The sequence below is a fragment of the Bradyrhizobium sp. CAR08 genome (genome assembly GCF_052871955.1).
This window is the reverse complement of record NZ_JBIXJX010000002.1, coordinates 662,207-688,937: the sequence shown is the minus strand read 5'-3', so window position 1 is coordinate 688,937 and position 26,731 is coordinate 662,207. Positions and strand designations below refer to the sequence as shown.

The following is a 26,731-nucleotide window of genomic DNA, read 5'->3' as shown; positions in this document are numbered from 1 at the left end:
ATCCACCCAGGGAGCAACAACCATGCGATACCTCCACACCATGCTGCGCGTGCGCAATCTCGATGTCGCGCTGAAGTTTTACCAGGATGCGCTGGGGCTGAAGGAGGTTCGGCGGATCGAGAACGACAAGGGGCGTTTCACGCTGGTGTTCCTGTGCTCGTCGGACGATCTCGAGGCGCTGAAGAAGCAGCCGCAGACGCGCGGCGCGCCGCTGGTCGAGCTCACCTGGAATTGGGACGAGGAAAAATACGGCGAGGATCGCTTCTTCGGCCATCTCGCCTATGAAGTCGACGACATCTACGCGACCTGCGAGAAGCTGATGAAGGCCGACGTCACCATCAACCGTCCGCCGCGCGACGGCAACATGGCCTTCGTCCGCTCGCCGGATTTGCACTCGATCGAGCTGTTGCAGAAGGGCGATCCGAAGCCGCCGCAGGAGCCGTGGTCGTCGATGCCCAACATCGGCCATTGGTAGGCCTTTTTGCCGGAACCAGCCCCTCTCCTAAGCGTTCTCTCTTCGACAATGCAATTGGAGGAGGACGCGATGGGACGCGGAATTCTGTTGTGGATGCTGGGCGTGCCGATCCCGGTGATCATCTTGCTGTGGCTGTTCTTCGGCCGCTGATCGCCTGACCAGGCTTTGCCTTGCAATGAAAGCTCCGCCTCGGGCGGAGCTTTTTGCATGCGGACCTTTTGCATGCGGACCTTTTGCATGAGAGGATCGGCGCAATCGCCCGTCGCTCGCCGCAGTGAATTCCGCTATTACCCGCGCCGAAAGAAGCGCCGCGGGAGGATGATGTGCCGGACCAAAAACTGACGATCTGGGGCCGCGCCAATTCGGTCAACGTGCAAAAGGTGCTGTGGTGCCTCACCGAGCTCGGCTTGGCTTACGAGCGCATCGACGCCGGCATGGCGTTCGGCAAGACCCGCGACGCCGACTATCTCGCGATGAATCCCAATGCGCGGATCCCGACGCTGGTTGAGGGCGACTTCACGCTGTGGGAATCCAATTCGATCATGCGCTATCTCTGCCTCGCGCATGGGCGCGGCACGCCGATCTATCCCGAGGCGCCGAGGCTGCGCGCCAGCGTCGACCGCTGGCTCGACTGGACGCTGTCGATGGTGCAGCCGGTCGACCGCCCGGTGTTCTGGGGCATCGTGCGCACGCCGCCCGCCGAGCGCGAGATGATCCAGGTGCAAAAGGATGCCGATGCCGCCGCCGAGGTCTGGGCCATCGCGGACCGCCTGCTCTCCACGCGTCCGTTCATGGACGGCGATGCGTTCACGCTCGCCGACATCGCGGTTGGCGCCTATGCGCGGCGCTGGCTCGGCGTCGAGGGCATCACCCGGCCCGCGCAGCCGCATCTGACGCGCTGGCTCGCCGAACTCGGCAAACGGCCCGGTTTTGCGCAATTTGTGGCACCGCCGATGTCGTGAGCGGTGGCGCGGCTTAAAGTCCGTTACGAGCACGATGAATCGGCATTTTGCCGCGCGGCGCCGGGAGATGGCGGCTACTGTGCATGGGGTTGTTTTCGCGTCTTTTTGTTTAGGGCCAGCCGCGCTCGAACAGCAGCACGCAGAAAATCAGCACGAGCGTGACCGCCGCGGTGGCCAGCCGCGCAGTCCAGCTCAGGCCGCGGCCGACCCACCACAGCAGCGCGCAATACATCACGAACGGGACGATGATCTCGGGCCGCATGATGTCCGGCGGCATGGGGGCTCAGCGCCTGACCGTGGTCTCGACGCTGATCGAGCCGCCGATCTTGACGCAGGTGCCGGTGCTCTCGACCAGATGGAAGCCGCGGCCATAGGCGGCGCAGGAGCCCGCTTTCGCGCTCCCGCCGGCACCCTTCAGCGGCAAGGCCTTGCCAGCCTGTGGGCGCTCCGGAGGCGGCAGACGCAAGGCTTCCGCCGCGGCCGCGGACGTCGTCAGCAACGAGATCAGGATGAGGAGCGGCGCACGCATGCAGGCCGTTCTAGCCCGGACCGGCGTCGCGCGCCATCGGGGTCGCTTTGCCCGGGGATCAGATGAACTTGATGCCGGCCGATTTGCCGCGGCGCCACACCACCTGGCAGCTCCGCCCGGTCCGCGCATCGCGCGCGAACGCCATCCGGATCACGCCCGGGAGCTGGCTCGCATCCTCGTCCAGCGTGATCTTGGCGCCCGTGGCGGAGATGTCCTGGACCAGGCATTGCCGCGCTGCGAATCCGCCGTCGAGCGTGATCCAGGCATGCTGCGACAGCGACTTGCGGGCTGCGCGCTTCTTGGGCGGTGGCATCGGCTTAAATTCTCCCAGTCCAGCGCTAGCTCAGGGAACCTAAGAAACCGTTGAATTCGGCCGACCGATCCTTGGGTGGGATGCTATCCACCGGTGCCAAAAGACCGTTCCCGAACCGCTTGCCCAGGGCGCCAAAGGCCATTATAGGTTCGCCCGCTGCAGCCGCCGGGCATGACTCGGGCGGCCAGCGGCCGTGCCGCGAAAAGCGGCGGGGCCCTGGGTTTGCTCCCTTCGTCTATCGGTTAGGACGCCACCCTTTCACGGTGGAGAGAGCGGTTCGATTCCGCTAGGGAGCGCCATCATCCGGCGTTAGATGACAGGGCGAATCTGCCGCCCCGCATGAACCTCCCTGCCCCTCGCCTCCGACCAATGTCCAGACTGAACCGGATGCAGGCCGATGGCGCAGCACAAATCTCCCTCGGATGACCAGGCCGGGATTGCCTCGCCGGCGCTGCCGCCATGGATCCACCGCACGGCAGCCTACGTGCCGGAGCGGCGCGCCAGAATGCTGGAGCACATGGCGCGCGCCAGGTCGCTGCCTCGGGCAACGCCTGCGTCGGAGCCGTCGCATACGGCCGGCACGAACATTCTCGGGGACGCCTGCGGCTACGCCGTCCTGTTCGGCATCATCGCGCTGCTGTTTCAGTCGCGCGTTCCTCTCTACCTCGGCGCCTTTCTCTTCTTCACCGATGGCGAGCGCATCGAACTCGCTCTTGCAAAGATCGGCATCCGTCTCGAGCTTGGTACGATCGGGCCCGACATCATCAAGGGCTTCGTATCCCTGTTCGGATGGTTCGCGCTGCTGGCATCGCTGAAAGCGTCCGTCCCCGCCTGGCTCGCGACATGGATGCTTCCAGACACATCGTGGTCCTTGCTCGCCGGAATCGCTCTTTTGTTCGCCATCGTCGAAGCATTCGCAACGCGCGCGATGCAGCATGCATTGCCGTGGTTCGGATTTGAGAGGCGACCGAGCGGCCTGGCCTGCGCGACGATCAAGCTCGCTATGGCCCTTGGCGTGCTGGCTCTGCTGGTGCTGCTCGGATGACGCGATCGTGAGGTCACGGGCCTGACAATCGCGGCGCTATGCCGCCCGCCCCGATCTGCGCATTTACCGGAAATTTACCCCTGCTCGTGAGCGCCGGTATCATTTGCTTAGAATTTGATTGCTACCGTGGAATTACGGAAAACCTCCGAAACACGATTGGCGCCCATGTCCGTCGCAGAGTTCCTCAGACAGCGTGCCGTGCATGTCACCGTGAGTGGCAGCTACTCGCTGCCGCGTTGGTACGATTGCGAGGGCAAGCTCCGTACCTTCGCCTGCCGCACCAGCCGCGTTTCACCGTTCCGCATGATGGTCGACGTTCCCGTAGTCGGAAAGGTCGGCGAGCGCGTGACCTCCTACTTCCAGGATTTTGGCGAATTCCAATGCACCATCAGCGCGACGCTGAAATCGGGCTTCCTGATGGAGCTCGACATGACGCGGGCCCGGCGCGCCTGGATGTCGGAAAAGCTGACCTGGCTCGAGAAGAAGCAAAAGGACGCCAGCGTCCAGGAGCTGCGGAATGACGCGCGCTTCGTTCCGCAGGTCGCGCACACCTTCCTGACGCTCGCCGACGGCAGCACCCATGCCTGCTTCATCATCGACGTCTCCACGGCCGGTGTCGCGATATCCTGCGAATACGATCCGCCAGTGGGAACCCCGCTTGCGGTCGGCGCTTGCGTCGGGCGCGTGATCCGCAAATTCGAAAACGGCTTTGCTGTCAAATTCGCCGAAAAGCAGTCGCGGGACGACGTCGTCCGGCTGATCGTCCGCACGGCCATGCTGCAATCGGCCTGATCCTCCGGCCGCGCTGCCCTATCGCAGCCCTATTTCGAGATAAGCTTTTGAAGGTCCGCGCCTCGTTCCGGACGTCATTTGCAGACTTGCGATCGGGGGACCGAATGGCAGTCGAGAAAATTACAGTCGATAAAGTCAGAGTCGACAAGATCACCTGGGACAGGGTCGGCCGGGTCACCGAGCCCGGACGCTACATGTACACGTTCGGCTGGCTCACCATCACCGCCGACGATCTCGATATCTGGAAGCAATACCCGCAGGCCGCGTTCACGCTGATGGCGCAGCATTCCGAGCCGGACGCGTCCACCGGCGAGGAGTTCCATCTCGGCGCCTTCGACGTCGCGCCCGACGCGCCGCCGCCGCTCACCACGCATTGAGACAGTCAAAGCGGGCTACGATCGGCAGCCAGCCGCCGCGGCAGGGCGCGTGGCGGGAACGCGTGGCACGCCCGTTGCTTTATCATTGCCATGACTCACATCCCCGCCTTCGATCAGGCCTTTCTGCTGTTGCTCATCGTGCTCTGCCTTGGTACGTGCCTTATCCGCGCCTTCTGGGAGGTGGAGCAACTCCGGGGCCGCCGCACCGCGTCCCCATCCCGCGCGATCAAGCGTGACTAGACCGGCTCGGCCGGCCGTGCGTAGCCCGGACGGGGCAATCCCGGCTCTGGACTTGCCGCGGCGACACGTGCATCGTCAATCGAAGAAACCTGCACATTGCCTTGATCTGACTTACCGATCGCGATCCGATGACGGGCGCGCGACCGTTGTCATGGGATGACGAGGTGGTTCTGTCATGCAATTGATTGCGCTCGTTATTCTGCACCTCGGCGACTGTCCTGATGAACGCAGGCTGTCACGCTTGTTAAGAGACGCGACAGCAAGCGCATGACACAAGGTCGCATCAGGGAATGTAGATAAGCGGATCAAGGGAACCTATTTTCGGCGCCGATGTACCTGATTGAAGCGTTACCCACCGTCATCGGAACGGCCGCCATTGCCCCGGCGCTGCTGATGCTGTGGCTCGTCATTGCCGCCGAGGAACGCCCCGGACCGCCGGCCCAGGTCTGGACCGCTTTCCTGCTCGGCGCGGCCAGCATTTCGCTGCTGGGCCTGGCCCGCGCCCCTTTCGCCAAGATGGTTGCGGCCCCGGACAACCCGTGGGCGGCACTGGCCATGCATTCGATCTTCGGCGTCGCGCTGCCGGAGGAAGCGGTCAAGGTGATCGCGATCGTGCTGGTCGCCTCGACCAAGCGGCGGACCTTCGCCAATCCGATGGACACCGTGGTCTATGGCGCCGCGGTTGGCCTGGGCTTCGCCGCCTACGAGAACCTCGCCTATCTCGTCCAGCACGCCGAGATGTGGCGCTCGCTGGCCGCCTTGCGCAGCGTGCTGACCGTGCCGTTCCACGGCGCGCTCGGCATCATCGCCGGCGCCTATCTGACCATCGCGCGCGCCGGCACGGCGCTGGGTGCCAACCGCCATCATCGCGACTGGGCTCGTCTCTCCAGCCGGCTGCTGATCTTCGCAGGTCCGCTCGCCCTGCATTCGGCCTTCGACTTCCCCCTGCTCACGCTTCAGCGCATGCCGGATCTCGATCCGGCGCTGCGGATGTGGTTGGGCGGCGCGAGCCTGCTGATCGGCTTCAGCTCGATCGCCTTCGCTATCCGCCTGGTACGGCGCGTCGCGCGCCATCACGCGCCCCGAACCGACGTCGCGCGCGAGCGCCTCAGCCAGCTCCGCCGGATGTGGGCGCTGCTGCTTGCCGGTGGCGGCGTCGGCTTTCTCGGGCTCGCCTTCGTGCTGACCTCGATCCATCACTGGCTCATCAATCCCGAGCGCAATCTGACGCTGGCCCTGATCCCGATCGGCCTGGTCTCGATCCTGCTCGGCCTCGCACTTCTGATCGTCACGACCGCGATCTATGTTCTCGGCCGCAACCGCATCCGCACCAGCGGCGAAGGTTTTTCGTCGGCGCACGGCGGCGGCTGAGCCGCGGGATGGCAAGCGCGGTGTGCACGTACTAGACTAGATTGAGGACACACCTCTCGATCCGGAGCCTGCCCATGACATCGCCTGAGGATTTTTCCCGGCTGCAATCCGCCATGAGCGGGACGGTCAAGGCACATTGGAAGGCCTTTCTGTTCGAAGGCATCCTGCTTGCGGTGCTTGGCGTCGCCGCGCTGATCCTGCCGCCGCTCGCAAGCCTTGCGATTGCGATCTTCCTCGGCTGGATGTTCCTGATCAGCGGCATCGGCGGATTGATCGCCACCTATTGGGCGCGCAGCACGCCGGGCTTCTGGTGGTCGCTGATCTCGGCCGCGCTGGCCGTGCTTGCAGGCATGCTGCTGCTGGCGCGGCCGATCCAGGCCGTGCTGACGCTGACCATCGTGCTCGGCGCCTATTTCCTCGCCGAGGGCGTCGCCACCATCATGTACGCGCTGGAGCATCGCCGCGAGCCGGGCGGCCGCTGGTCGTGGCTCCTGATCTCGGGCCTCGTCGACATCGCGATCTCGTTCATGGTGATCACGGGACTGCCGAGCTCGGCGGAATGGGCGATCGGTATCCTCGTCGGCATCAACCTGCTGTTCGGCGGCGCCACCCTGATCGGCATGGCGCTGGCGGCACGCAAAAGCAACAGTTGAGGCGCCGCGTGGCCGTCACGTCTATTGGGGGGTGACAAGCCGCCGATCGCACGCTATATGACGGGCGATGATCACCCTCGTCACCAGCTATATTTGGTACTTTAGCTACGACAGCTCGCTGGCGGCAGGAGGATCGCGCTCAATCTGAAACATTGCAGCAAACGTCCGAACAAGCCGCCAGACCTGGCGGCTTTTTTATTGGCCGGCAGGGTCTCAAAATGACAGGAGCCCGCCGTGCTGAGCACGACCGACGATCTTCGTATCCGCGAACTGAAAGAGCTGAGCACGCCCGAAGAGGTGATGCGGGAAGTCCCGCACACGCTCACCGCGACGCGCGTGGTGATGGCCGCACGCAACGCCATCCATGCGATTCTCAATGGCCAGGACGACCGGCTTCTGGTCGTGGTCGGCCCCTGCTCGGTGCATGATCCCAGGGCCGCGCTCGAATACGCCGAGCGCCTCGCGAGCTTGCGCGAAGAGCTTGCCGACCAACTCGAGATCGTGATGCGGGTCTATTTCGAGAAGCCGCGCACCACGGTCGGCTGGAAGGGCCTGATCAACGATCCTGATCTGGACGGCAGCTTCGACATCAACAAGGGCCTGCGGCTGGCGCGCAACGTGCTCTCGGCGGTAAATAATCTCGGCCTGCCCGCCGGCACCGAATTCCTCGACATGACGACGCCGCAATACATTGCGGACCTCGTGTCCTGGGCCGCGATCGGCGCGCGCACGACCGAAAGCCAGATCCATCGCGAGCTGGCTTCGGGGCTGTCCTGCCCGGTCGGCTTCAAGAACGGCACCGACGGCAATGTGCGGATTGCGGCGGACGCGGTGAAGTCGGCCTCGAATCCGCATCATTTCATGGCGGTGACCAAGCTCGGCCGCTCGGCGATCGCCTCAACCGCGGGCAACGAGGATTGTCACATCATCCTGCGCGGCGGCAGCACGCCGAACTACGATGCGGCAAGCGTCGCGGCGGCCTGCAACGATCTGGCGAAAGCAAGCGTCGCACCGCTCGTGATGGTCGATGCGAGCCACGCTAATTCGAGCAAGAAGCCGGAAAACCAGCCGCTCGTGACGGCCGACATCGCCCGGCAGATTTCCGGCGGCGAGAACCGCATCATGGGGGTGATGGTCGAGAGCAATCTCGTCGCCGGACGCCAGGACGTGGTGCCGGGCAAGCCGCTCACCTATGGCCAGAGCATCACGGACGGCTGCATCGACTGGGCGACCACGGCAACCGTGCTCAAGCAGCTCGCTGACGCGGTCGAGATCCGGCGCAACATCAAGCGCGCAGGGCTGCACGAGCGCTCCGCCTGACCAAACGATTGCGGGCGGGGTGAGGCTGTCGCACCCTGCCCGCTTTCCCGGCGCCTAGCAGCCGCGGCAGATGCTCTTGATCTTCTTGTCGAGCGCCTGATTTTCCTTGCTGAGGGGATCGTTCGGGTCGCTCAGGTTCTTCTCACTTGGCACGTCGCCAGCGCGCGGCTGCCGATGACCGACGGGCGCAGGCGGCAAAGAACCCGCCGATTGTCCCGAGGTCGTCGATCCCTTGCTTCCCGTTTGCGCGAAGCCGGCGCTGCCGAACACCGTCAGAAGCGACAGTGCTAGGATGATGCTTCTCATTTTGCTTCTCCATTCCTCGAGCCAGCATCTCCATCACGACCAATCAGGTCTCGGGCGGATAGAGGTGAACGTCGCCGCAATAATCCACGATACGATAGCGCGTTTCCGATGCCGCATCACCCGCATCAGGTGCGGTATTTTGCATCGGCAACACGTAATTCGGTCCCACCGGCGACTTGCCGGCGCCGCCGGGAATGTCGATGACATAGTCGGGCTGACACAGTCCTGACAGCCGTCCGCGCAGCTGCCGCATCAAACTCTGCCCCTCGGCGAGTGTCGTTCGCAGATGCGCAGTGCCCGGCGCGAGATCACCGTGATGCAGATAATAGGGCTTGATCCGGCATTCGACGAAAGCTCGCATCAAATCCGACAGAGCGGTCGCGTTGTCATTGACCCCGCGCAAAAGCACGGACTGGCTTACCATGGGAATTCCGGCATCGATCAGCCGCGCGCAGGCGGCACGCGCCGGCCCCGTCAGTTCGCGCGCATGGTTGGCATGCAGCGCCACCCAGGTGGTGGCGCCTTCGGCCTTGAGCGCAGCCACCATCTCGTCGCTGATGCGCGCGGGATCGGCCGCCGGCACGCGGGTGTGAAGGCGGATGATCTTGACGTGATCGATTCCGGCCAGATCGGCCATGATCTCGCCCATCCGCCGCGGCGACAACATCAGGGGATCCCCCCCGGTCAGGATCACCTCCCAGATCTCGCTGTGCGCGCGGATGTAGTCGATCGCCGCGCGATAGGCGGCGTCCGAGAGCGCGTTCTCCTTGCCGGGTCCGACCATCTCGCGGCGGAAGCAGAAGCGGCAATAGACCGCGCAGACGTGAACGAGCTTGAACAGCACACGGTCGGGATAGCGATGCACGATCCCGGGAACCGGCGAGTGCGCATGATCGCCGATCGGATCTGCGTTCTCGCCCGGCTGCATTTCCAACTCTGCGGCAGTCGGAACGAATTGGCGCGCAATGGGATCGTCGGGATCGGACCTGTCGATCAGATCGACCAGCGCCGGCGTGATCGCAACCGCATAGCGTGCGGCAATGCGATCGAGCACCGGCAGCGCTGTGGCTGACACCAGCTGCTCGGCCACAAGTTCGGCCGGCTCGCGCAATGTGCGCGCAAGATTGCTCTTCATCATGTCTCGCTCAACGTTTCATCTGCAGGCGGCGTCCACACCACCTGATCAATTCGCGACGCGCCGCTCGCCAGCATCACCAGCCTGTCGTATCCGAGCGCGACGCCGCTTGCCTCCGGCATCGCCGCGACCGCGACCAGAAAGTCCTCGTCCAGCGGATAGGCTTCGCCGTAGCGGCGTTGCTTCTCCGCCATGGATTGCGTGAAGCGCTTGCGCTGCTCCTCGGCGTCGGTCAGTTCGCCAAAACCGTTGGCGAGCTCGACACCGCAGGCATAGACCTCGAACCGCTCGGCGACTCGGGGATCGCCCGCCTTCGCGCGCGCCAGTGCCGCCTCTGGAGATGGGTATTCGAACAGGATGGTCAAACGGCCCTGCCCCAGATGCGGCTCGACATGCTCGACCAGAACCTTGCTGAAGATGTCGGACCAGGTGTCGTCCTCGGCCACGCGGACCTTGCCGGCAGCTGACCGCGCGAGCGCGGCGCGGTCGCCCTCGCCGCCGGAAATGGTCGCAAGCAGGTCGATTCCCGCAAGCTGCTCGAAGGCGCCGGCCACCGTTACAAGTTCCGGCTCGGCGAAGGGATCGGCGGTCCGGCCGCGGAAGGCGAACGTGCCGATACCGGTCGCCTGGGCCGCGCGGGCGATGAGGACGACGCAGTCGGCCATGATGGCGTCATAGGGCGCGCCTGCCCGGTACCATTCCAGCATGGTGAATTCGGGCAAATGCAGGTCGCCGCGCTCACGGTCCCGGAACACCCGGGCGAACTCGAAAATCCGGGTCTCCCCGGCCGCCAGCAGCTTCTTGCAGGCGAATTCCGGCGAGGTCCGCAAATATCGGCTCACACGGCTGCCGTCGGGCCGCATGATCTCGGTCCGGGGGGCGTGCAGGTGGGTCTCGTTGCCCGGGGAGACCTGGAGAACGGAGGTTTCGACCTCGACGAAGCCCTGCTCGACGAAAAATCCCCGTAGAGCCCCAGTGATGGCTCCCCTGGCCTGCAAGAAGGGCCGGCGGTCGAGATGCCGCGAGGGGGACCAGAACGGCGACATCGGCTTGTCCCCAGCCATTAACCGGCTGTCCCGCAAGCCAGCAAAATGCTGGCATCCAACGGCAAAACCAGTATGTTGCGGCCCGAAACGGGTGCCGCGGTCTGATTTGGGGCCCCAGGTCCCCCATCAATTTGACCACGTCCTGGCCCGAGCCGGGCCAAGCAAGCAGGAAATACAGCTTTGAGAGTCATCGCCAGTTCTATTCGCAAGGGCAACGTGATCGAGCAAGACGGCAAGCTATATGTCGTCGTGACCGCCGAGAACATCCATCCCGGCAAGGGCACCCCGGTCAGCCAGATCGAAATGCGCCGAATCTCGGACGGGGTAAAGATCTCCGAGCGCTACAAGACCACCGATCAGGTCGAGAAGGCCACAATCGAAGAGCGCAACTACACCTTCCTGTATGAAGATGGTGACGGCTATCACTTCATGAACCCGGAGACCTATGACCAGGTCCAGGTGTCCAAGGATGTGATCGGCGATGCGGCGGCCTATCTTCAGGAGAGCATGACGGTCAAGCTATCGCTGCACGGTTCCAACCCGGTATCGATCGCCCTGCCGCAGCGCGTGACGCTGGAAGTGATCGAGACCGAGCCCGTGACCAAGGGGCAGACCGCCTCCTCGTCCTACAAGCCCGCCGTGCTCTCGAATGGCGTTCGCACCACGGTGCCGCCGCACATCGCCGTCGGCACCCGAATCGTCGTGATGACCGAAGACGGCTCCTACTCCGAGCGTGCCAAGGACTGACGGGACCAAAGCGAGCGCAACAGGTGCCGCCGGGGGGCGAGACAGTGGTTGGGAAAAGTTTCCGCTTCGTCTCGCAACTTCTGGCGTCGCTTTCGCTCCTCATTGCCTCTCCACTTGCTGCGGATGAGTTCCGCAGCCCCTCACTCACGGCGCTGCGCGTCGATTGGCGCGCGGCGCTTGACCAGCTCCGCACCGAAATCAACGTCCATCCCCGGGCCGCGGAAGACTTCATCTTCGCACCCCGTCGTTCGGTGCCGCGCTACGATCCGCGCGCGATGCCGGCGCTGGTGCAGCTCAACGCGATCTCCTCGCAATTCTTCACCGGCATCGCCCGCAGCTCCGTGCCCGTGCTGCTGCCGTTCGACGCTGCCGCGTATCTCGAAGCTCGGCGCAATGGCGCGCCGGCGACCGTCGCGCTGTCGCGCTACCAGGCTGACTTCAATTCCGTCGACCTGTTCGATGCAGGTCCCGCCGGCTACAGCGCGACCTTTTCGTTCGAGCCTGGTACCGGAGACGGCATGCCGAGCCGGGTCTTCGCAAGGCCGGTCGAGGTGCAGATCACGGGCTCGGCGCTGGTCTATGACATTGCCGATCCCTCGGGCGGTAAGGGCGAGCCGGTCAAACCGCTCGCGGCGCTCTACCCGGACCTGCGCAAGTTCATCCGGGAAGGCTATATGCGCTACGCTTTCACCCGTTTCGGCGTCGCCTATGTGGTGTCGATCCAATGCCTCGACAGCGTTGCCAAGCCGCGGCGGCTTGCCTGCAAGGAGGCCTATCCGATCGCCGAGCGCTTCCTGAAGGCGCTGCGCGTGGCGGGCGGCCAGCGCATGCGGCCGCTCACGGACATCGCTTCCAACATTCTCGATCGTCCCACGGTACGCTCCCCGGACTTCACCTACAGGCCGAGCGGCGACATCATCCCGAACACCGGCTATCGCAAGCAGGGCGGCCATCCCGACGTGATGGCCTACGCACAGATCCGGTTTCCTCTCGAGAAGGCGCCCGCGTTCGTGCACTCGCAATCCTATGCCAAGCGCGACAAGATCGAGAGCACGACCGCCTATCCCTGGCGCGACAATTTCTGCGAATCCCGGAGTTTCGAGGTCTGGCAATGCGGCGGCGGCTATGGCCATCAGGGCGAGGACATCCGCGCGGCCGAGTGCCCACCGCCTGGTGAAGGCCGCCAAGCCTGTGATCCCAAGCAGCGCGCCGTCGTCGCCGTGCGGGATGCGAGGGTTATACGCGCTTCCAAGGACCAGGCTGTGACGCTGCAAATCAACAGCCGGAGCGAGCACATTCGCTTCCGCTACATGCATATGAACCCGCAGGCGCTGAATGCCGATGGCCTGCTCAATGGCCGCATCGTATCGGAGGGCGAGAAGATCGGCGTGGTCTCGAACTATCTCGACCATCCCGCCGGCACCTCGATGCACCTGCATTTCGACGTGCAAGTGTTCACCCGCGACGGCTGGATCTGGGTCAGTCCTTACGTCACGCTGGTCTCCGCCTATGAGCGCCTGATCCACGCCCGCGGCCGCGAGGTCGGCCCGGAGATCGCCGGCACGCCACAGCCTGTGGCGCATGCGCTGCCGGAGGACGTGCTCAAGCCGGACCTGCGCGAGGGATCGGGCGGCGACGAGAACTAACGGCTTGCTCCTTCCATTGCCAGGCAGTGCAAAAGCGTGTTGTCGCACACACCGCCCGATGGAAGGCCGAAGGAACTGGGTTGATGAGTGTCGGACTGATTGGTCTTCTCGACGATATCGCAGCGATCGCAAAGGTGGCGGCAGCCTCGCTCGACGATGTCGCGGGCCAAACGGCCAAGGCGGGAGCAAAGGCGGCTGGCGTGGTCATCGATGACGCAGCCGTCACGCCGAACTACGTGATCGGCTTTGCCTCGAAACGCGAACTGCCGATCGTAGGCAAGATTGCGGTTGGGTCGCTGCGCAATAAATTGCTGATCCTGCTGCCCATTGCCCTGTTGCTTGGTTATTTCCTTCCCGCCGCGGTCACGCCGCTGCTCATGCTGGGCGGCGCCTTTCTGTGCTATGAGGGCACCGAGAAGGTGCTCGAAGCCGCGATGCCGCATGATGCGCGCCACCACGAAGCCCAGCCCCAGCCAATTGCATTGAACGCGCGGTCGGTCGAGGACAAGAAAGTCGCAAGCGCCATCAAAACGGATTTCATCCTGTCGGCGGAGATCATGGCGATCACGCTGGCGGCCGTCCCGGCGGGCAGCATCTGGACCCAGGCGCTCGTGCTCGCACTCGTCGCCATTTTCATCACTGTTGGAGTCTACGGCGTGGTCGCCTTGATCGTGAAGGCGGACGATGTCGGCCTGGCCCTTGCGCGGTATGACGGCGCCTCGCTTGTTGGCGGCGCAATCCGATTGCTTGGACGTGCGCTGGTCCGCGGCATGCCTGTCTTCCTGGCGGTGCTGAGCACCATCGGCACCGCCGCGATGATCTGGGTCGGTGGCGGCATCATCCTGCACGGCATCGAACAATACGGCCCACCGGTAGTCGGCCATACGGTTCATGCCGCGACCGAGGCTGCCGCGCACCGCCTTCCCTCCATTGCCGGCACCGTCGGATGGGCGGTCGAGGCAGCCATTTCAGGCGTTATTGGGCTCCTTGTCGGCGCAGTTGCGATACCGGCCGTCACATACGGTCTTTCACCGCTATGGAAACGTCTGAAGCGATCGCAGCCGACCTGAACAAAAGCGGCTGCAGATTGCGGGTGCCGGCTACTCCAGCAACGTCGTGAGTTGCGCGCCCTCGTCCGCCACGAACACGGCAATCAATTCCGCCGGCTGCGTGGTGCTGGCATTGGCCGAGACCAGATGCGTCGAGCCGGGCGGCTCGAAGAAGGACTGGCCGACGCCGAACGTCTCGACCGGGCCGCCGCCGAGCTGGGAGCGGATCTTGCCCTTGGTTATGTAGGCGGTGACGGATCCTGCGTGACGATGCGGCCGCGAGAACCCGCCAGGGCCGTAGAACACGCGCACGATGGTGACGCGCTTGCCCGGCACGTTCGGCAGCGCGTAGGAGTCGATCGGCTCGACCTTGTCCAGCGGCGAGCTTTCGGCGGCGGTGGCGCAGAGCGGCGCGAGTGCGCCGGAAATGGTGTCCATCGTCACCGGCAACGCCTTGCCGATCGCAAGCGCGCACGCAAGCCCGCCGACGACGGCGATCGCCATCGAACGCGATGGCGCCAATGTGGTGGGCAAACTTACTACCGTCATCACGATCTCCCTTCGTTGCAATCAGGATGCCGCCGCATTCGCTGCGACCGGTCGCTTCGCCGGTGTCCAGCGAAACGCCGCACCGAAACGATTCCAGACGTTGATCGAGGCAACCGCAGAGGTCAGGTACGTCAGTTCGGTCTCGGAGAATTCACGGCTCGCCTCGGCATACACGCCCTCGCCGACTCCGTCGGGCAGGCAGGTCAGCGCCTCGGTCCAGGCCAGCGCGGCACGTTCGCGCGCGGAAAAGATCGGCGCCTCGCGCCAGACCACGACCAAATTGAGCTTGTCGACGGGCACGCCGATCCGCTCCGAAAGCAGGATGTGATGCTGCACGCAGAAGGCGCAGCCGTTGATCTGCGATGCCCGGAGCTTGACCAGTTCGAGAAGCTGCTTGTCGAGACCGGCCTTGGCCGCCACCTGGCCGAGCGCCAGCACCAGCTCATACGCATCCGGCGCGATCTTCTTGAAATCCTCGTATTCGCTGCGGGCGTGTGACATTGCCGTTCACCTCGTGGTATTGTAAGACCGCTTACATCTTATAAGAGCACTTACATGTTGCGCAAGTCGCCCAGTATCACGAGATCGAAATCCCGGCGCAAGACTGCCAAGCCTGACGCCGTGCGCGTGCCAGCCCCAGGGGAAGGCAAGCGCGGCGAGCAAGGCTATCTCGGTTATCTCTTGCGCCAGGCCCACGCCGCAGTCCGTCTGACGATGGAGCGGTCGCTCGCCGATCTCGGTGTCACCTCACCGCAATTCGCGGTGCTGACCATGCTCAACGCCTATCCGGGCCTCTCGGGCGCCGACGTTGCCCGCCTCACCTTTCTGACGCCCCAGACCGTCGGCGTCATCATCCGCAATCTCGAGCGTGACGGCGCGATTGTGATGACGCCGCATCCCGTCCACGGCCGCATCCAGCAATGGACGCTGACGCCGCGCGGCACGGCGCTTTTGAAAGCGTGCCGGGAAAGGGTGATTGCGTTGGAGAAGCGGCTGGCCGCCGGGCTCGATGTCAAGGCCGAGGCAAGCATTCGCCGCTGGCTCGCAGGCATCGCGGCCGATTTGCAGGAGGACTAGGCGAAGCGCGCTTGCCGCTGGCGGGACCTAGTCGCCGCCTCCGCCGTCGCCACCGTCCGAATCCGGGAAGTCACTGACGGCGCCGTGGCCTTGAATACCGCGCCCAAAGTTCTCCGCGAGGATCATCAGGACGACGACGAACAACCCGGCGCCGAACGGCCAGGGATTGGCGCGGATGATGTCGAACAGCTCCTGCATTCACGCATTGTGCGCAGACGGAAGCGAATCGACCGTAAAGTGACAGGCTCAAAATTGGGGATATCCGACCCGTTGCAGGCGCGCCCTACCCGCCCTTCAACACTTTCTTAACCTCGCCATCGGGCCAGGTCTCGCCCGCTGCGATCACCCGCACGCGGCTTTGATCGGCGTCGTTCACCAGCTCATGCGAACTCACCCGCTCGCCGCTTCGCTCCAGGTGCAGATCGGTTTCGGGCTTCCAGCTCAGTGTGGTGGCGAGATCGCCAGGGAAAATCTGCCATTGTGATCCGTCGTCGAGCTCGACGACGTGGCTCTCTGCATGCGCGCGTATCTTCATTCGACCCCGAATTCTCGACGGAAGGCGGGCCCCGACCATCGGCCGGGGCCCCGCTCCGTTAGTCGTTGTCGTGATGAATCACGGTCTTTTCGCGGTTACCGAATTCATCTTCCTTCTTGATGACGGTGGTGCGGTCGGCAGGCTCGCGCTCCTTGATCACGGTGGTGCGATCACGATCGCGGTCACGCTCTCGATATTCCGGGGACTGTCCGACGGTCACGCCGGCGCCGACCGGACCAACATGAACACCGACTTCGTCGGCGAATGCGGGGGCTGCGATAGCGGTGACCATGGCGGCCGCAAACAGATATTTCCTCATCTCGTCCTCCTCGATTGCATGCGGAGGGAATGCGTGAGTGCGACAATTTGTTCCGGAAGGAACAGGACGGACGTCCCGTTCCCGACCCTCCAGGAACCGACTCACAGGAGCCGCATTTCCCGCTACAATAAGTCGATGAAACACGCTGATTCCTCGATCCATCATACCCGCCGCGCCTTCACGATCGGCGCCGCCACCCTGCTCGCTTTCCCGACGCATGTCTTCGCCGCACCTCCAGGCTTCGACGAATGGCGTGAGGGTTTTCGCGCTCGTGCCATGGCCAAGGGCATCTCGGCTGCGACATGGCAGCGTGCGATGGCGCGGGTCGAGCCCGACATGAGCGTGTTCAAGCAGATGCGGAACCAGCCCGAATTTCATGAGCAGGTCTGGCAATACATCAACCGTCGCGTCTCCGACTGGCGCATCATCAACGGCAAGATCGCGCTGAAGAACAACGAGGCGCTGCTCGCGCGCATCGAGCGCGATTTCGGCGTCGAGCGCGGCACGCTGCTGGCGCTGTGGGGCGTCGAGTCCGCCTATGGCGATCCGCTGGTGCAGCAGAACCACATGACGCCGGTGTTTCCCTCGCTCGCCGCCCTCGCCTGGAACGAACCGCGACGCAAGGCCTATTGGGAAACCGAGCTGATCAACGCGCTACGCATCGTCGACAAGGGCTGGAGCACGCCGGAGCAGATGCAGGGATCCTGGGCCGGCGCGATGGGGCATTCGCAATGGATGCCGGAAGTCTGGCTCAATGTCGGCATCGACTATGATGGCGACGGCAAGGTGTCGCCGTTCGGCAAGCCCGACGACGCGCTGGGCTCGACGGCAAAATATCTCGTCAATCGCGGCAAGTGGCACCGCGGCGAGCATTGGGGCTACGAGGTGCGCACGCCCGGTGAGATGAGCGGCAGCCGGACCTATGCGGCTTGGCAGGCGGCCGGCGTCACCCGCGCCGACGGCCAGCCATTCCCGCAAGCCTCCGCATCCGCGCAGATGTGGACGCCGGTTGCGGGCGGGCCGACGTTTCTGCTGGGACCGAATTTCAACGCGGTGAAGAGCTACAATCCCTCGATGAACTATGCCCTGGCGATCTGCCATCTCGGCGACCGCTGCCTCGGCGCCCCGCCTTTCACCCAGCCGTTCCCCGGCTCCGAGCGCGCGCTGACACTCGCCGAGGTGCAGGAGATGCAGACGCGCCTGACCAAGGCGGGCTTCGACACCGGCGGCACCGACGGCCGCGTCGGCAACGACACGATGAAGGCAATCAAGGATTTTCAGCAGAGGGCCGGTATCGTGCCTGCGGACGGCTATGGCGGGCTGAAGGTGCTGGCGAAGCTACGCCAGGGGTCTTAGGCCGGCTCAATGCCGGTATTGCGGCTCCTCCGCATCGAGCTGCCGCCGGATCGCCGCAAGATGCAGCCGTGCAGATTCGGAATCGCCCTCGCGCATCTGCCTGTAGGTCTCGGCTGCAATCGCGGGATCGACCGGCAGCATCTGTCGCCCGGTCGACATCGCCAGCACCTGCACCTCGGCGGCGCGTTCGAGATAGTAGAGATCGTCCCAGGCTTCCGCGATGGTCGGTGCCAACACCATCACGCCGTGATGCTTCATGAAGATGATATCGGCATCCCCAACGGCGGATGCGATGCGCGCGCCTTCGCGGTTGTCGAGCGCGAGGCCGTTGTAGTCGCGGTCCACGGCGGTGCGACCGTAGAACTTGAGCGCGGTCTGGCCGGCCCAGATCAGCGGATCGCCCTCGGTCATCGACAGCGCCGTGGCGTAGGGCATGTGGGTGTGGAAGGCGACCTTGGCGCGCGGCAGGCGCTTGTGCATCTCGGCATGGATGTAGAACGCGGTCGCCTCGGGTACGCCCTCGCCGTCGAGCACGCTGCCGTGGAAATCGCAGATCAGCAGCTTTGACGCGGTCAGCTCGCGGAAGGCGTAGCCGTAAGGGTTGACCAGGAAGAGATCGTCATGGCCCGGCACCACGGCCGAGAAGTGGTTGCAGATGCCCTCCTCAAAGCCGTTGCGCGCAGCCATCCGAAAGCAGGCGGCAAGATCCTCGCGCGCGCTGCGGATCGCGTCGGTGACGAGGTCCGGACGGTTCGAGCGGAACGTTGCTGGCGTGGAGGACGATGAGTGAAGGCTGTGCGCCATGGCGGAAGGACACCTCTGTCGATCGGAAGACGCCCGCGTTGTACAGGTCCGACGCCTGCGCGTCAGCCCCCGCGGGCGCCACCCTGCCCTTCGCAGCCCGCGAGGCGGTCTATTGCCGCCGCGGCACGCCGCCGGCATTCATGCCGCCGTCGATGACGAGCTCGCTGCCGGTGACGTAGCACGAGGCATCGGAGGCCAGATACAGCACGCCGGAGGCAATCTCAGAAGCATGGCCGGCGCGGCCGAGCGGCGTGACGAGGCGCGCACGCTCCTCGGGATCGATCGGTGCATTGCCCTGGTTGCCGGTCGCGCCGGTCGGGATCTTGCCCCAGATCGGGGTGTCGATGATGCCGGGATGGACGGAGTTGACGCGGATGCCGTCGCCGGCGGCCGCGCACTCCATCGCGATTGACTTCGCGAACAGCCGCACGCCGCCCTTGGTCGCCGAATAGGCCGACAGCCCAGGCGCGCCGCGCAGGCCCGCGAGCGAGGACATCATGACGATCGAGCCGCCGCCGGTCTTGCGCATCAAGGGCAGGCAATGCTTGACCGAGAGGAAGACGCCGTCGAGGTTGATCGCGTTCTGCTTGCGCCAGTCGCTGAGCGTCATGTCGACGATCGAGGGCACGGCGATGCCGATGCCGGCGTTGGAGACGAGAATATCAAGCCGGCCAAAGCGCTTCGCGATCTCGGCTGTGATCTCGATCCAGCGCTCTTCGCTGGTGACGTCCTGCTCCAGGAAAATCGCCTTGCCGTCGGCCTTGGTGATGCGATTGGCGAGCTCGGGGCCGCGCAGCTCGTCGATGTCGGTGGCAATGACGGTGGCGCCCTCGCGCGCGAATAGCTCGACGACGGCTTCGCCGATGCCGGAGGCGCCGCCCGTCACCAGCGCCACTTTACCCTCAACCTGCCCTGCCATGTTCACTCCCAGTTTTGCTGTTAGCTTTTTTGTTGTTTGCCGGGCCTATCTAATCATGGATGGTCCCTGATCGGGTAGCGCGACGTCGATGACGCGGAATTGCACACGCTCGGCGCCCTGATAGCGATCGACCGACAATGATCCCGCGACATGCAATTGCTGGCCGCGATTGGCAACGAGCGCGTTGCCGAGCTTCTGTCCGATCGAACGGAACGCGATGCCGTTGACGATGGCGCCGTCGCCCGACTTGAAGCGTAGCCTCAAATGTGCCTGTCCCACCTCGTCGGCATAGACGAGCTGGTGCGCCGGCAGCGCCAACACGGCTTCCGGATTGCCGCTGCCGAAGGGACCCGCGCGGTTGAGCGTCGCTGCAAGCTCGGTCGTCACCGCGCGCGCGGAGACCGCGCCGTCGATGTAGAGCTCGTTGACGTGGCGCGCCTCGGCAACGTCGCGCCCCAACGCATTCTCGAGGTAGGCGCGAAACTCGGCGAGTTTTTCCTTCCGCAGCGTGACCCCCGCAGCCATCGCGTGGCCGCCCCCCTTCAGCAGAATGCCATCGGCGACCGCCTGCCGCACGGCCTTGCCGATATCGACGCCGGCAATCGAACGGCCGGAGCCGGTGCCGATGCCCCCGGGCTCCAGCGCGATCGCAAAGGCGGGCCGCGAGAACTTCTCCTTCAACCGGGACGCAACGAGACCGACCACGCCGGGATGCCAGCCTTCGGAGGCCGTGACGATCACGCCGATCTTGTCCTCGAGCCCGATCGAGGCGAGCGCCTCGGCTTCGGCCTGCGCTTCGGCCGCCTGCTCGATGACCCGGCGCTCGCTGTTGAGGCGGTCGAGTTCGGCGGCGATCCGCGCGGCCTCGACGCTGTCACCCTCCAAAAGCAGGCGCACGCCGAGATCGGCGCGGCCGATGCGACCGCCGGCATTGATGCGCGGCCCCAGCATGAAGCCGAGATGCCAGGCCTCCGGCGGGCCGTTGAGCCGCGCCACGTCCATCAGCGCTGTGTGGCCGACATGGTCGCGCCGCCGCATCGCGATCAGGCCCTTGGCGACGAACGCGCGGTTGAGACCGATCAGCGGCGCGACATCAGCAACCGTGCCGAGCGCGACGTGATGCAGCATGCCGAGCAGATCCGGCTCGGGCATCTCCGCATTCCAGAAGCCGCGCTGGCGTAATTCACGATTGACCGCGACCAGCGTCACCAGCACGAGGCCGACGGCGGCGAGATGGCCGAGGCCGGAGAGATCGTCGAGCCGGTTCGGATTGACCAGCGCGTCGACCTCCGGCAGCTCCGTGCCGGCCTGATGATGGTCGATCACGACGACGGACATGCCGATACGTTTTGCTTCGGCGAGCGGCTCGATGCTGGTGGTGCCGCAATCGACGGTGACGAGCAGCGTGGCGCCCTTTTCGGCCAGCGCGCGCACGGCTTCCGTATTGGGCCCGTAGCCCTCGAAGATGCGGTCGGGAATGTGGATCAGCGGATCGAGCCCGCAATGCCGCAGATGCCAGGTCAGCAGCGCCGCCGAGGTCGCGCCGTCGACATCGTAGTCGCCGAAGATCGCGACCTTCTCGCCGTTCGCTGCGGCATCCGCGATCCGCTTCGCGGCGGCCTCCATCTCCGTCACCGTGAACGGGTCCGGCAGAAGCTTGCGGATGGTGGGATCGAGGAAATCTGCGACGGCGTCGCTGTCGACGCCGCGGCCTGCCAGCACCCGCGCCAGGAGCTCGGGCAGTTGGTGGCGCTGCACGATGGCAAGCGCTTTCGCCGCCCCGCGGGCATCCAGCCGGTCGCGCCAAAGCTTGTCGGTGAGCGAGCGCGCCACTCCCAGGAACGCCTGGGGCGCTTCGACGGGCAAGGCGGTAGCGGGCGGCGTCATGAACAGCTGTCGGTTTGAGGAACCTGGGAGCCGGAGGGATTGCATCGTCCGGCCGACGGACGATTGGCCCGCAATCCCTCGGGATTTGCAACGTCTGCGCGGCACAAAGCGGTGGATTGCCGCTTTGCTACCCGGACTGACTATCATTTGAGCATTCCGCAAAACAGCAAATTAAGCAGGCGTTAGGCGGAATCTTCGAAAAAGAATCGTATTCGATCTGTCAGTGATTGTTCCGGGTTCGTTGCAGATCAGACCTCATTGCCAAGGGAAGCCCCCGATGTCTGCTGCGCTGGGTCTCAAAGCCAAGCCGATCGCAAATGAACCCGCTGATGATGATTCCGATATCTCCGCGCTGATCAACCGCCTCACGGCGGAGGTCAACCAGATCGCGGTCGACAAGACCAAGGCGATCCAGCAGATCACCAACCAGATGAAGATGCTGGCGCTGAACGCGTTGATCGAAAGCTCGCGCGCCGGCGCGCAGGGCGCGGGCTTCGCCGTGGTGGCGCAGGAGGTCCGCGGCGTCGGCCAGCAGGTCGAGACTATCGCCCGCGAACTCGAAAGCCAGCTGACCAAGCGCACCGGCGACCTCGTCGCCTCGATCGACCGCATGAGCCAGCGCTCGCGCGGCGAGCGCATGGTCGACCTCTCGCTCAACGCCATCGAGCTGATCGACCGCAACCTCTATGAACGGACCTGCGACGTGCGCTGGTGGGCGACCGATTCCGCGCTGGTCGATTGCGCGGCCTCGCCCGACGCCGCGGCCGTGTCCCATGCCTCGCAGCGTCTCGGTGTGATCCTAGGAGCCTACACCGTCTATCTCGACCTCTGGCTCTGCGATCTCGACGGCAACGTCATCGCCAACGGCCGCGCCGACCGCTTTCGCGCTGTCGGCCAGAACGTCGCCCACACCAAATGGTTTCGCGAGGCCAAGACCCTGCGCTCCGGCGACGACTATGTCGCCGGCGACGTCGAGAACCAGCCGCTGCTCGGCAATGCCCAGGTCGCGACCTATTGCGCCAGCGTCCGCGCCGGCGGCCAGGCCAACGGCGCGCCGATCGGGGTGCTCGCCATCCATTTCGACTGGGAGGCGCAGGCCCGCGCCATCGTGCAAGGCGTGCGCGTTGGCGACAGCGACAAGGCGCGCGTTCTGCTGGTCGACTCCAATCTTCGCGTGATCGCCGCTTCCGACGGACAAGGCATTCTCAGCGAACGCATCTCGCTGTCGCTCAACGGCCAGCGTTCCGGCTTCTACCAGGACGGCTCGGGCACGCTGGTCGCGTTCCATGCGACGCCCGGCTACGAGACCTATCGCGGCCTGGGCTGGTATGGCGTGATCGTCTGCGGGGCCTGAAGCTGCAGGCGGCTCGCCTATCCAACTCAAAACCGTGAAAACAACCCCATGCACAGTAGCCATCTCGTTGTTTTGATGACGGTTTTTTCGCCGTTTGACGCGGGCAAAACACTGGCATGCATGCGATCATGGCGTCGTTCGCGGTCCAGCCTCAGAGCGCTAGGCTCTGGTGATATCGTCTTCGACGGCCCGCAGCGACGTAATTCCGAGCGTTTGCGACGGACGCTCTCCGAACATTGCCAGGTAGTATTGCGAGAACCGGCCGAGTTCGTAAAAGCCCTGCTGCATGGCGACCGCTGTCACGGTGGTCGAGCCGGGTGCGCTCTGGTGCAGGATCGAATGAACAGCGCAAAGACGCTTGTGCCTGAGGAAGCTGACCGGGCCGAGACCGAATACCTCCTGAAACGCGCGGTGAAGGGTGCGCCGCGATACGCCGAGCGCCGCGCAGATTTCCGACACGTGCACCGGACGGGTGCCGGCGTCGTCGAGAAACTCCTCGACCTTGCGGATCAGCCGTCGCGCGGAAGGGAGCCAGCCATTGCCGTCGGGTGGCAGCGACGACGCGACGTTGGCAGCCATGCATTCGGCGATCGATCGTTTCCAGAAATCGGCTGTTGATGGCGTCAGTCCGTATTTGTTGTCGCGCAGGTGCGACATGATCCGGACCAGGCGGCGCGAGGCGATTGCGCCGCTCTCGATGTCCGCGCGGAAATGACCGCGGCTGCGCCAGGTGTCAGGATCACTCAGCCGTGCTTTTCCGGCGAACAGCGTCGCGACCTCGTTGAGGTCGAACCGCATGGCGGCGTAAGCGGAGCCGCCGTGAAAAACCCCGTCATGTTCGAGCAGCGGCGGAATGACGAGCACATCGTTGAGCTGCATGTCGAACGACCAGTGGGCGACGCGCTCTTCAGCCGCGAGCAGCATGCCGATGATCAGTCTGTCGTCGCTGGAAACCCGCTGCGTGCGCATGCCGACGTTGAATGCACCGATGCTGAGCGAGAAGTCGCCGATGCCGACATGGGACAACGTTCCGCGCAACCGACCGCGGCCGAGTTGCATCACATCGACATGCGAGCCATGGACGGCCTGCTGAAGTCCTTCGAAACCGTCCAGCTTGCGCGAATCAACCAGGAGGACTTGCCCCATGGCTGTACCCTGTTACTGAAGCGCGACAATTCTGCGGCAGGCGAGGCCTCACCAACTCCCCTGCAGACTGGCACAAACTGCACATCACAGCCGTCCAGTCTTCGGGTACCGTTTGCAACCTTAGCGATATTGAGCGGACGCGCTTTGGGGATGGCAGAGCGCACGCGGCATGGATTTGCCGCGTGGTCGAAAACGTGCGTGCAAAAGAAAGAGATGTTGACGCAGCGTCCTCCTCTCCCCGAGTGCCAAAAAAATGGGGCTAGACAATGCGTCTAATGGGCCGGGCAGAGAGCTATCGTCGAAGTCTGCCAGGTTGGCGCAGTAGCATCAGGTGGACTACGAGCATCGGAGCTTCCACCATGTTGCGAGCAGATCTGCGAGATGGTCTTCATTCCCGGCGGAACCTTTCGCATGGGATCCGACCATCATTATCCCGAGGAAGCGCCGAGCCATCGCGTTGCTGTCGACGGCTTCTGGATAGACCGCACGCCCGTGCGCCGGTCTTCAAATCATCCGGCAACCACTCGCAGTGATCCAGACCGGCAGTTCAAGCAGTTCGTCGACGCAACCGGCCATGTCACCGAGGCGCAGATCGTTCCCGATCCGAAGGACTATCCGGGCGCGCTGGCAGAGATGCTCTACGCGGGATCGCGGGTGTTCTCACCGCTGCCGCGCATCACCGATCTCACCGACTGGAGCCAGTGGTGGACATTCCTGCGCGGCGCCAACTGGCGTCATCCCTATGGTCCTGGCAGCAACATCGAGGATCTCGACGATCATCCCGTCGTCCACGTCTCCTTTAGCGATGCGGCAGCCTATGCCCACTGGGCCGGCAAGGGCCTGCCGACGGAGGCGGAATGGGAATTTGCGGCGCGTGGCGGCCTCGAGGCGGAGGAATACGCCTGGGGCGATGCGCTGATGCCGGGCGGCAAACACATGGCCAATATCTGGCAGGGCAACTTCCCCGTCCAGAATCTCGGCGAGGATGGGTACGAGCGTACCTCGCCGGTCATGGCCTTCCCGCCGAACGGCTACGGCCTCTACGACATGATCGGCAATGTCTGGGAGTGGACCTCCGACTGGTGGTCGTCAAAACACGCCGCCGACGCCGCAAAACCCTGCTGCATCCCCAAAAATCCCCGCGGCGGCGGTGAGCACACAAGCTACGACCCTCGCCTCCCCGACATCCAGATTCCGCTCAAGGTCCTCAAGGGCGGCTCGCACCTCTGCGCGCCGAACTATTGCCGCCGATACCGCCCGGCCGCGCGGCACGCCGAGCCGGTCGATACCTCGACCAGCCATGTCGGGTTCCGCTGCGTAGTGCGATTGCCGTCTGTAACCGAACGCCGACACGAAGGACGTGCTGCAATCTAGCGCGCGCCGCTGGTGGTGGCTGGCGCCAGCGGTGCGCTCCGCGCGTCGGGCTATTTCGATATGCAACTTATCTATCGGCGATCGATAAACATCTTCATCATTTTTGGACAAGGCGGGCCGGTTACAGGCAAGAGCCTGCCCCATTTCCCCGGTAAGAGTCGCCTCATCGCATCGCGACGCGCGCGCCGTCGACCCTGAAACGCTCGCGCCCGCAACGTGCCGAGGAGATAGGCCATGAAGATCGTCGTGATCGGCGGGACCGGATTGATCGGATCCAAGCTGGTGGCGAAGCTCAAGCAGCAAGGCCACGACGCGGTCGCGGCTTCGCCGAAGTCGGGCGTGAACGCGGTGACCGGGGAAGGTCTCGCAGCAGTGCTGGCGGGCACCGATGTCGTCGTCGACGTTGCCAACGCGCCGTCCTGGGAGCCCGCGGCCGTGCTGGAATTCTTCGAGCGTTCGAGCAAAAACCTCGCTGCGACTGAGGCCGCAGCGGCCGTGAAGCATCATGTGGCGCTCTCGATCGTCGGAACCGAGCGCTCGCCCGATAACTCCTATTTTCGCGCCAAGCTGGCGCAGGAGACTATCATCAAGTCTTCGCCGGTCCCCTACTCGATCGTCCGCGCCACCCAGTTCTTCGAATTCCTCAGCGCCATTGCCGAGATGGGTGCGGCCGAGGGTGGGATCGTTGTTCCCTCGGCATTGTTTCAGCCCATCGCGGCCGAGGACGTGGCCGATCGCCTCGCAGAAGTCGCGATTAGCCCGCCGCTTAACGGCACGATCGATATCGCAGGACCTGAGAAGGCGCCCTTTAATGAATTCATCGCACGCCGCCTGAAGGCGTCCGGCGACCCCCGACCGGTGGTGGGAGACCCAAAGGCGCCGTACTACGGCGCTCCCATCGACGACACATCGCTGAACCCTCTTGGCGAGGCGCGGCTTGGCACGACGCCGCTCGCAACATGGCTCGCGAGACTTTGAGGAGACCCCCATGCGCAGATTGCTGATCGCAACCGCTGTTTATGCCGCATCATTCCTGACAGCCCATGCCGCCGAGACGGCGACGCCCACGGCCAAGGTGACGGTCGTGTTCGACCAGGCGCTGCCCAATGTCCCGGGCAAGAGCATGAAGGGCGTGCTGGTCGAGTATGGTCCCGGAGGCTCCTCGCCGGCCCACATCCACGCGCCCTCGGCTTTCATCTACGCCACCGTCCTGGAAGGAGCGATCCGCAGTCAGGTCAATGACGGCCCGGTCAAGGTCTTTCACAAGGGCGAGAACTTCTCCGAAAAGCCCGGCGACCGCCATGCCGTCAGCGCCAATGCCAGCGAGACCGAACCCGCAAAATTGCTGGCCGTCTTCGTGGTGGATACGGCCGACAAGGAGCTGACTATGCCGATCCCGAAATAG

At 64.5% G+C, this 26,731-nt stretch carries 32 protein-coding genes and 1 tRNA gene; 18 read left to right on the top strand and 15 right to left on the bottom strand.

Annotated features, from left to right (window positions below):
• Window positions 1–22 precede the first annotated feature (22 nt).
• Both ACIPUD_RS07095 and ACIPUD_RS07090 read left to right on the top strand, forming a co-directional pair.
• A complete protein-coding gene (locus tag ACIPUD_RS07095) occupies window positions 23–475 on the top strand; it encodes a VOC family protein (RefSeq protein WP_247338024.1) in 453 nt (150 codons plus the stop codon).
• A gap of 323 nt (window positions 476–798) precedes the next feature.
• Window positions 799–1,437, top strand: coding sequence for a glutathione S-transferase family protein (locus ACIPUD_RS07090; protein ID WP_085353458.1), 639 nt, complete (start codon window positions 799–801; stop codon window positions 1,435–1,437).
• Between the two features lie 109 nt (window positions 1,438–1,546).
• Here ACIPUD_RS07090 and ACIPUD_RS07085 read toward each other — a convergent pair whose 3' ends face one another.
• From ACIPUD_RS07085 to ACIPUD_RS07075, 3 genes are read right to left on the bottom strand one after another with little or no spacing between them, the layout of a single operon-like run.
• Window positions 1,547–1,714 carry a hypothetical protein gene (locus tag ACIPUD_RS07085; protein WP_007591410.1) on the bottom strand — a complete coding sequence of 56 codons (168 nt, stop codon included), beginning with the start codon at window positions 1,712–1,714 and terminating at the stop codon, window positions 1,547–1,549.
• 6 nt (window positions 1,715–1,720) lie between these two features.
• Window positions 1,721–1,966 carry a hypothetical protein gene (locus ACIPUD_RS07080; RefSeq protein ID WP_204511122.1) on the bottom strand — a complete coding sequence of 82 codons (246 nt, stop codon included), beginning with the start codon at window positions 1,964–1,966 and terminating at the stop codon, window positions 1,721–1,723.
• Between the two features lie 58 nt (window positions 1,967–2,024).
• Window positions 2,025–2,279, bottom strand: coding sequence for a PilZ domain-containing protein (locus ACIPUD_RS07075; RefSeq protein ID WP_007591415.1), 255 nt, complete (start codon window positions 2,277–2,279; stop codon window positions 2,025–2,027).
• Between the two features lie 224 nt (window positions 2,280–2,503).
• Here ACIPUD_RS07075 and ACIPUD_RS07070 point away from each other — a divergent pair.
• The 7 genes from ACIPUD_RS07070 to ACIPUD_RS07040 all read left to right on the top strand — a co-directional run bounded on the left by ACIPUD_RS07070 (window position 2,504) and on the right by ACIPUD_RS07040 (window position 8,077).
• Window positions 2,504–2,578 (top strand) — tRNA-Glu (locus ACIPUD_RS07070).
• Between the two features lie 98 nt (window positions 2,579–2,676).
• Entirely contained in the window at window positions 2,677–3,324 is a 648-nt protein-coding gene (locus tag ACIPUD_RS07065) for a hypothetical protein (RefSeq protein ID WP_446480306.1), read from the top strand.
• Between the two features lie 165 nt (window positions 3,325–3,489).
• Window positions 3,490–4,116: a pilus assembly protein PilZ gene (locus tag ACIPUD_RS07060; RefSeq protein WP_018454388.1), complete on the top strand. Its 627-nt coding sequence runs from the start codon at window positions 3,490–3,492 to the stop codon at window positions 4,114–4,116.
• A 104-nt stretch (window positions 4,117–4,220) separates the two neighbouring features.
• A complete protein-coding gene (locus ACIPUD_RS07055) occupies window positions 4,221–4,493 on the top strand; it encodes a hypothetical protein (RefSeq protein WP_018454389.1) in 273 nt (90 codons plus the stop codon).
• Between the two features lie 570 nt (window positions 4,494–5,063).
• Window positions 5,064–6,104: a PrsW family glutamic-type intramembrane protease gene (locus tag ACIPUD_RS07050; protein WP_018454391.1), complete on the top strand. Its 1,041-nt coding sequence runs from the start codon at window positions 5,064–5,066 to the stop codon at window positions 6,102–6,104.
• Between the two features lie 74 nt (window positions 6,105–6,178).
• Complete coding sequence (locus ACIPUD_RS07045; RefSeq protein WP_026232724.1) at window positions 6,179–6,757, top strand: HdeD family acid-resistance protein; 579 nt, start codon at window positions 6,179–6,181, stop codon at window positions 6,755–6,757.
• Between the two features lie 234 nt (window positions 6,758–6,991).
• Complete coding sequence (locus ACIPUD_RS07040) at window positions 6,992–8,077, top strand: 3-deoxy-7-phosphoheptulonate synthase (protein ID WP_446480305.1); 1,086 nt, start codon at window positions 6,992–6,994, stop codon at window positions 8,075–8,077.
• A 54-nt stretch (window positions 8,078–8,131) separates the two neighbouring features.
• Here ACIPUD_RS07040 and ACIPUD_RS07035 read toward each other — a convergent pair whose 3' ends face one another.
• Genes ACIPUD_RS07035 through epmA form a run of 3 tightly spaced genes read right to left on the bottom strand, consistent with a single transcriptional unit; the run spans window position 8,132 to window position 10,582 of the window.
• Window positions 8,132–8,383 carry a hypothetical protein gene (locus ACIPUD_RS07035; RefSeq protein ID WP_018454394.1) on the bottom strand — a complete coding sequence of 84 codons (252 nt, stop codon included), beginning with the start codon at window positions 8,381–8,383 and terminating at the stop codon, window positions 8,132–8,134.
• A gap of 43 nt (window positions 8,384–8,426) precedes the next feature.
• On the bottom strand, window positions 8,427–9,521 hold the full coding sequence (locus tag ACIPUD_RS07030; RefSeq protein ID WP_085353463.1) for a lysine-2,3-aminomutase-like protein: 1,095 nt from the start codon (window positions 9,519–9,521) through the stop codon (window positions 8,427–8,429).
• Window positions 9,518–10,582: an EF-P lysine aminoacylase EpmA gene (gene epmA, locus ACIPUD_RS07025; RefSeq protein ID WP_085353464.1), complete on the bottom strand. Its 1,065-nt coding sequence runs from the start codon at window positions 10,580–10,582 to the stop codon at window positions 9,518–9,520. Before epmA ends, ACIPUD_RS07030 begins: the two co-directional genes overlap by 4 nt.
• A 162-nt stretch (window positions 10,583–10,744) precedes the next feature.
• On the opposite strand from epmA, the gene efp reads away from it, so the two are divergent.
• The 3 genes from efp to ACIPUD_RS07010 all read left to right on the top strand — a co-directional run bounded on the left by efp (window position 10,745) and on the right by ACIPUD_RS07010 (window position 14,027).
• Window positions 10,745–11,311 (top strand): elongation factor P, encoded by a 567-nt coding sequence (efp, locus tag ACIPUD_RS07020; RefSeq protein ID WP_026232726.1) that lies wholly within the window; start codon window positions 10,745–10,747, stop codon window positions 11,309–11,311.
• A gap of 23 nt (window positions 11,312–11,334) precedes the next feature.
• Window positions 11,335–12,957, top strand: a complete 1,623-nt coding sequence (locus ACIPUD_RS07015) for a peptidoglycan DD-metalloendopeptidase family protein (RefSeq protein WP_085353465.1) — start codon at window positions 11,335–11,337, stop codon at window positions 12,955–12,957.
• An 83-nt stretch (window positions 12,958–13,040) separates the two neighbouring features.
• Window positions 13,041–14,027: a DUF808 domain-containing protein gene (locus ACIPUD_RS07010; RefSeq protein ID WP_018454399.1), complete on the top strand. Its 987-nt coding sequence runs from the start codon at window positions 13,041–13,043 to the stop codon at window positions 14,025–14,027.
• A 30-nt stretch (window positions 14,028–14,057) separates the two neighbouring features.
• Here ACIPUD_RS07010 and ACIPUD_RS07005 read toward each other — a convergent pair whose 3' ends face one another.
• Both ACIPUD_RS07005 and ACIPUD_RS07000 read right to left on the bottom strand, forming a co-directional pair.
• Window positions 14,058–14,555 carry a cupin domain-containing protein gene (locus ACIPUD_RS07005; protein ID WP_446480304.1) on the bottom strand — a complete coding sequence of 166 codons (498 nt, stop codon included), beginning with the start codon at window positions 14,553–14,555 and terminating at the stop codon, window positions 14,058–14,060.
• A gap of 21 nt (window positions 14,556–14,576) precedes the next feature.
• Window positions 14,577–15,056, bottom strand: coding sequence for a carboxymuconolactone decarboxylase family protein (locus tag ACIPUD_RS07000; RefSeq protein WP_018454401.1), 480 nt, complete (start codon window positions 15,054–15,056; stop codon window positions 14,577–14,579).
• 54 nt (window positions 15,057–15,110) lie between these two features.
• Between ACIPUD_RS07000 and ACIPUD_RS06995 the strand changes: the two genes are divergently transcribed.
• A complete protein-coding gene (locus tag ACIPUD_RS06995) occupies window positions 15,111–15,632 on the top strand; it encodes a MarR family winged helix-turn-helix transcriptional regulator (RefSeq protein ID WP_018454402.1) in 522 nt (173 codons plus the stop codon).
• A 27-nt stretch (window positions 15,633–15,659) separates the two neighbouring features.
• Here ACIPUD_RS06995 and ACIPUD_RS06990 read toward each other — a convergent pair whose 3' ends face one another.
• The 3 genes from ACIPUD_RS06990 to ACIPUD_RS06980 form a co-directional block, all read right to left on the bottom strand.
• Window positions 15,660–15,830 (bottom strand): hypothetical protein, encoded by a 171-nt coding sequence (locus tag ACIPUD_RS06990; protein ID WP_018454403.1) that lies wholly within the window; start codon window positions 15,828–15,830, stop codon window positions 15,660–15,662.
• Window positions 15,831–15,915: 85 nt separating this feature from the next.
• Entirely contained in the window at window positions 15,916–16,167 is a 252-nt protein-coding gene (locus ACIPUD_RS06985; protein WP_018454404.1) for a hypothetical protein, read from the bottom strand.
• 58 nt (window positions 16,168–16,225) lie between these two features.
• Window positions 16,226–16,486, bottom strand: coding sequence for a hypothetical protein (locus ACIPUD_RS06980; RefSeq protein WP_007591459.1), 261 nt, complete (start codon window positions 16,484–16,486; stop codon window positions 16,226–16,228).
• 135 nt (window positions 16,487–16,621) lie between these two features.
• On the opposite strand from ACIPUD_RS06980, the gene ACIPUD_RS06975 reads away from it, so the two are divergent.
• The gene (locus ACIPUD_RS06975) at window positions 16,622–17,842 is read left to right on the top strand and encodes a lytic murein transglycosylase (protein ID WP_446480303.1); all 1,221 of its coding nucleotides are present in this window, start codon (window positions 16,622–16,624) and stop codon (window positions 17,840–17,842) included.
• Window positions 17,843–17,848: 6 nt separating this feature from the next.
• Here ACIPUD_RS06975 and ACIPUD_RS06970 read toward each other — a convergent pair whose 3' ends face one another.
• The 3 genes from ACIPUD_RS06970 to recJ all read right to left on the bottom strand — a co-directional run bounded on the left by ACIPUD_RS06970 (window position 17,849) and on the right by recJ (window position 21,452).
• A complete protein-coding gene (locus ACIPUD_RS06970; protein ID WP_018454407.1) occupies window positions 17,849–18,646 on the bottom strand; it encodes an aldolase in 798 nt (265 codons plus the stop codon).
• Window positions 18,647–18,755: 109 nt separating this feature from the next.
• Window positions 18,756–19,565 carry an SDR family NAD(P)-dependent oxidoreductase gene (locus ACIPUD_RS06965; RefSeq protein WP_026232728.1) on the bottom strand — a complete coding sequence of 270 codons (810 nt, stop codon included), beginning with the start codon at window positions 19,563–19,565 and terminating at the stop codon, window positions 18,756–18,758.
• A 45-nt stretch (window positions 19,566–19,610) separates the two neighbouring features.
• Window positions 19,611–21,452, bottom strand: coding sequence for a single-stranded-DNA-specific exonuclease RecJ (recJ, locus tag ACIPUD_RS06960; protein ID WP_018454409.1), 1,842 nt, complete (start codon window positions 21,450–21,452; stop codon window positions 19,611–19,613).
• A gap of 277 nt (window positions 21,453–21,729) precedes the next feature.
• On the opposite strand from recJ, the gene ACIPUD_RS06955 reads away from it, so the two are divergent.
• Window positions 21,730–22,806: a methyl-accepting chemotaxis protein gene (locus ACIPUD_RS06955; protein WP_247371074.1), complete on the top strand. Its 1,077-nt coding sequence runs from the start codon at window positions 21,730–21,732 to the stop codon at window positions 22,804–22,806.
• Window positions 22,807–22,965: 159 nt separating this feature from the next.
• Here the strand turns inward: ACIPUD_RS06955 and ACIPUD_RS06950 are convergent, their stop codons facing one another.
• A complete protein-coding gene (locus tag ACIPUD_RS06950) occupies window positions 22,966–23,952 on the bottom strand; it encodes a helix-turn-helix domain-containing protein (protein ID WP_446480302.1) in 987 nt (328 codons plus the stop codon).
• A 381-nt stretch (window positions 23,953–24,333) separates the two neighbouring features.
• Between ACIPUD_RS06950 and ACIPUD_RS06945 the strand changes: the two genes are divergently transcribed.
• The 3 genes from ACIPUD_RS06945 to ACIPUD_RS06935 all read left to right on the top strand — a co-directional run bounded on the left by ACIPUD_RS06945 (window position 24,334) and on the right by ACIPUD_RS06935 (window position 26,731).
• Window positions 24,334–25,326, top strand: a complete 993-nt coding sequence (locus ACIPUD_RS06945; protein ID WP_256465054.1) for a formylglycine-generating enzyme family protein — start codon at window positions 24,334–24,336, stop codon at window positions 25,324–25,326.
• A 234-nt stretch (window positions 25,327–25,560) separates the two neighbouring features.
• Window positions 25,561–26,304 carry an SDR family oxidoreductase gene (locus tag ACIPUD_RS06940; protein WP_085353473.1) on the top strand — a complete coding sequence of 248 codons (744 nt, stop codon included), beginning with the start codon at window positions 25,561–25,563 and terminating at the stop codon, window positions 26,302–26,304.
• Window positions 26,305–26,314: 10 nt separating this feature from the next.
• Window positions 26,315–26,731 carry a cupin domain-containing protein gene (locus ACIPUD_RS06935; RefSeq protein WP_085353474.1) on the top strand — a complete coding sequence of 139 codons (417 nt, stop codon included), beginning with the start codon at window positions 26,315–26,317 and terminating at the stop codon, window positions 26,729–26,731.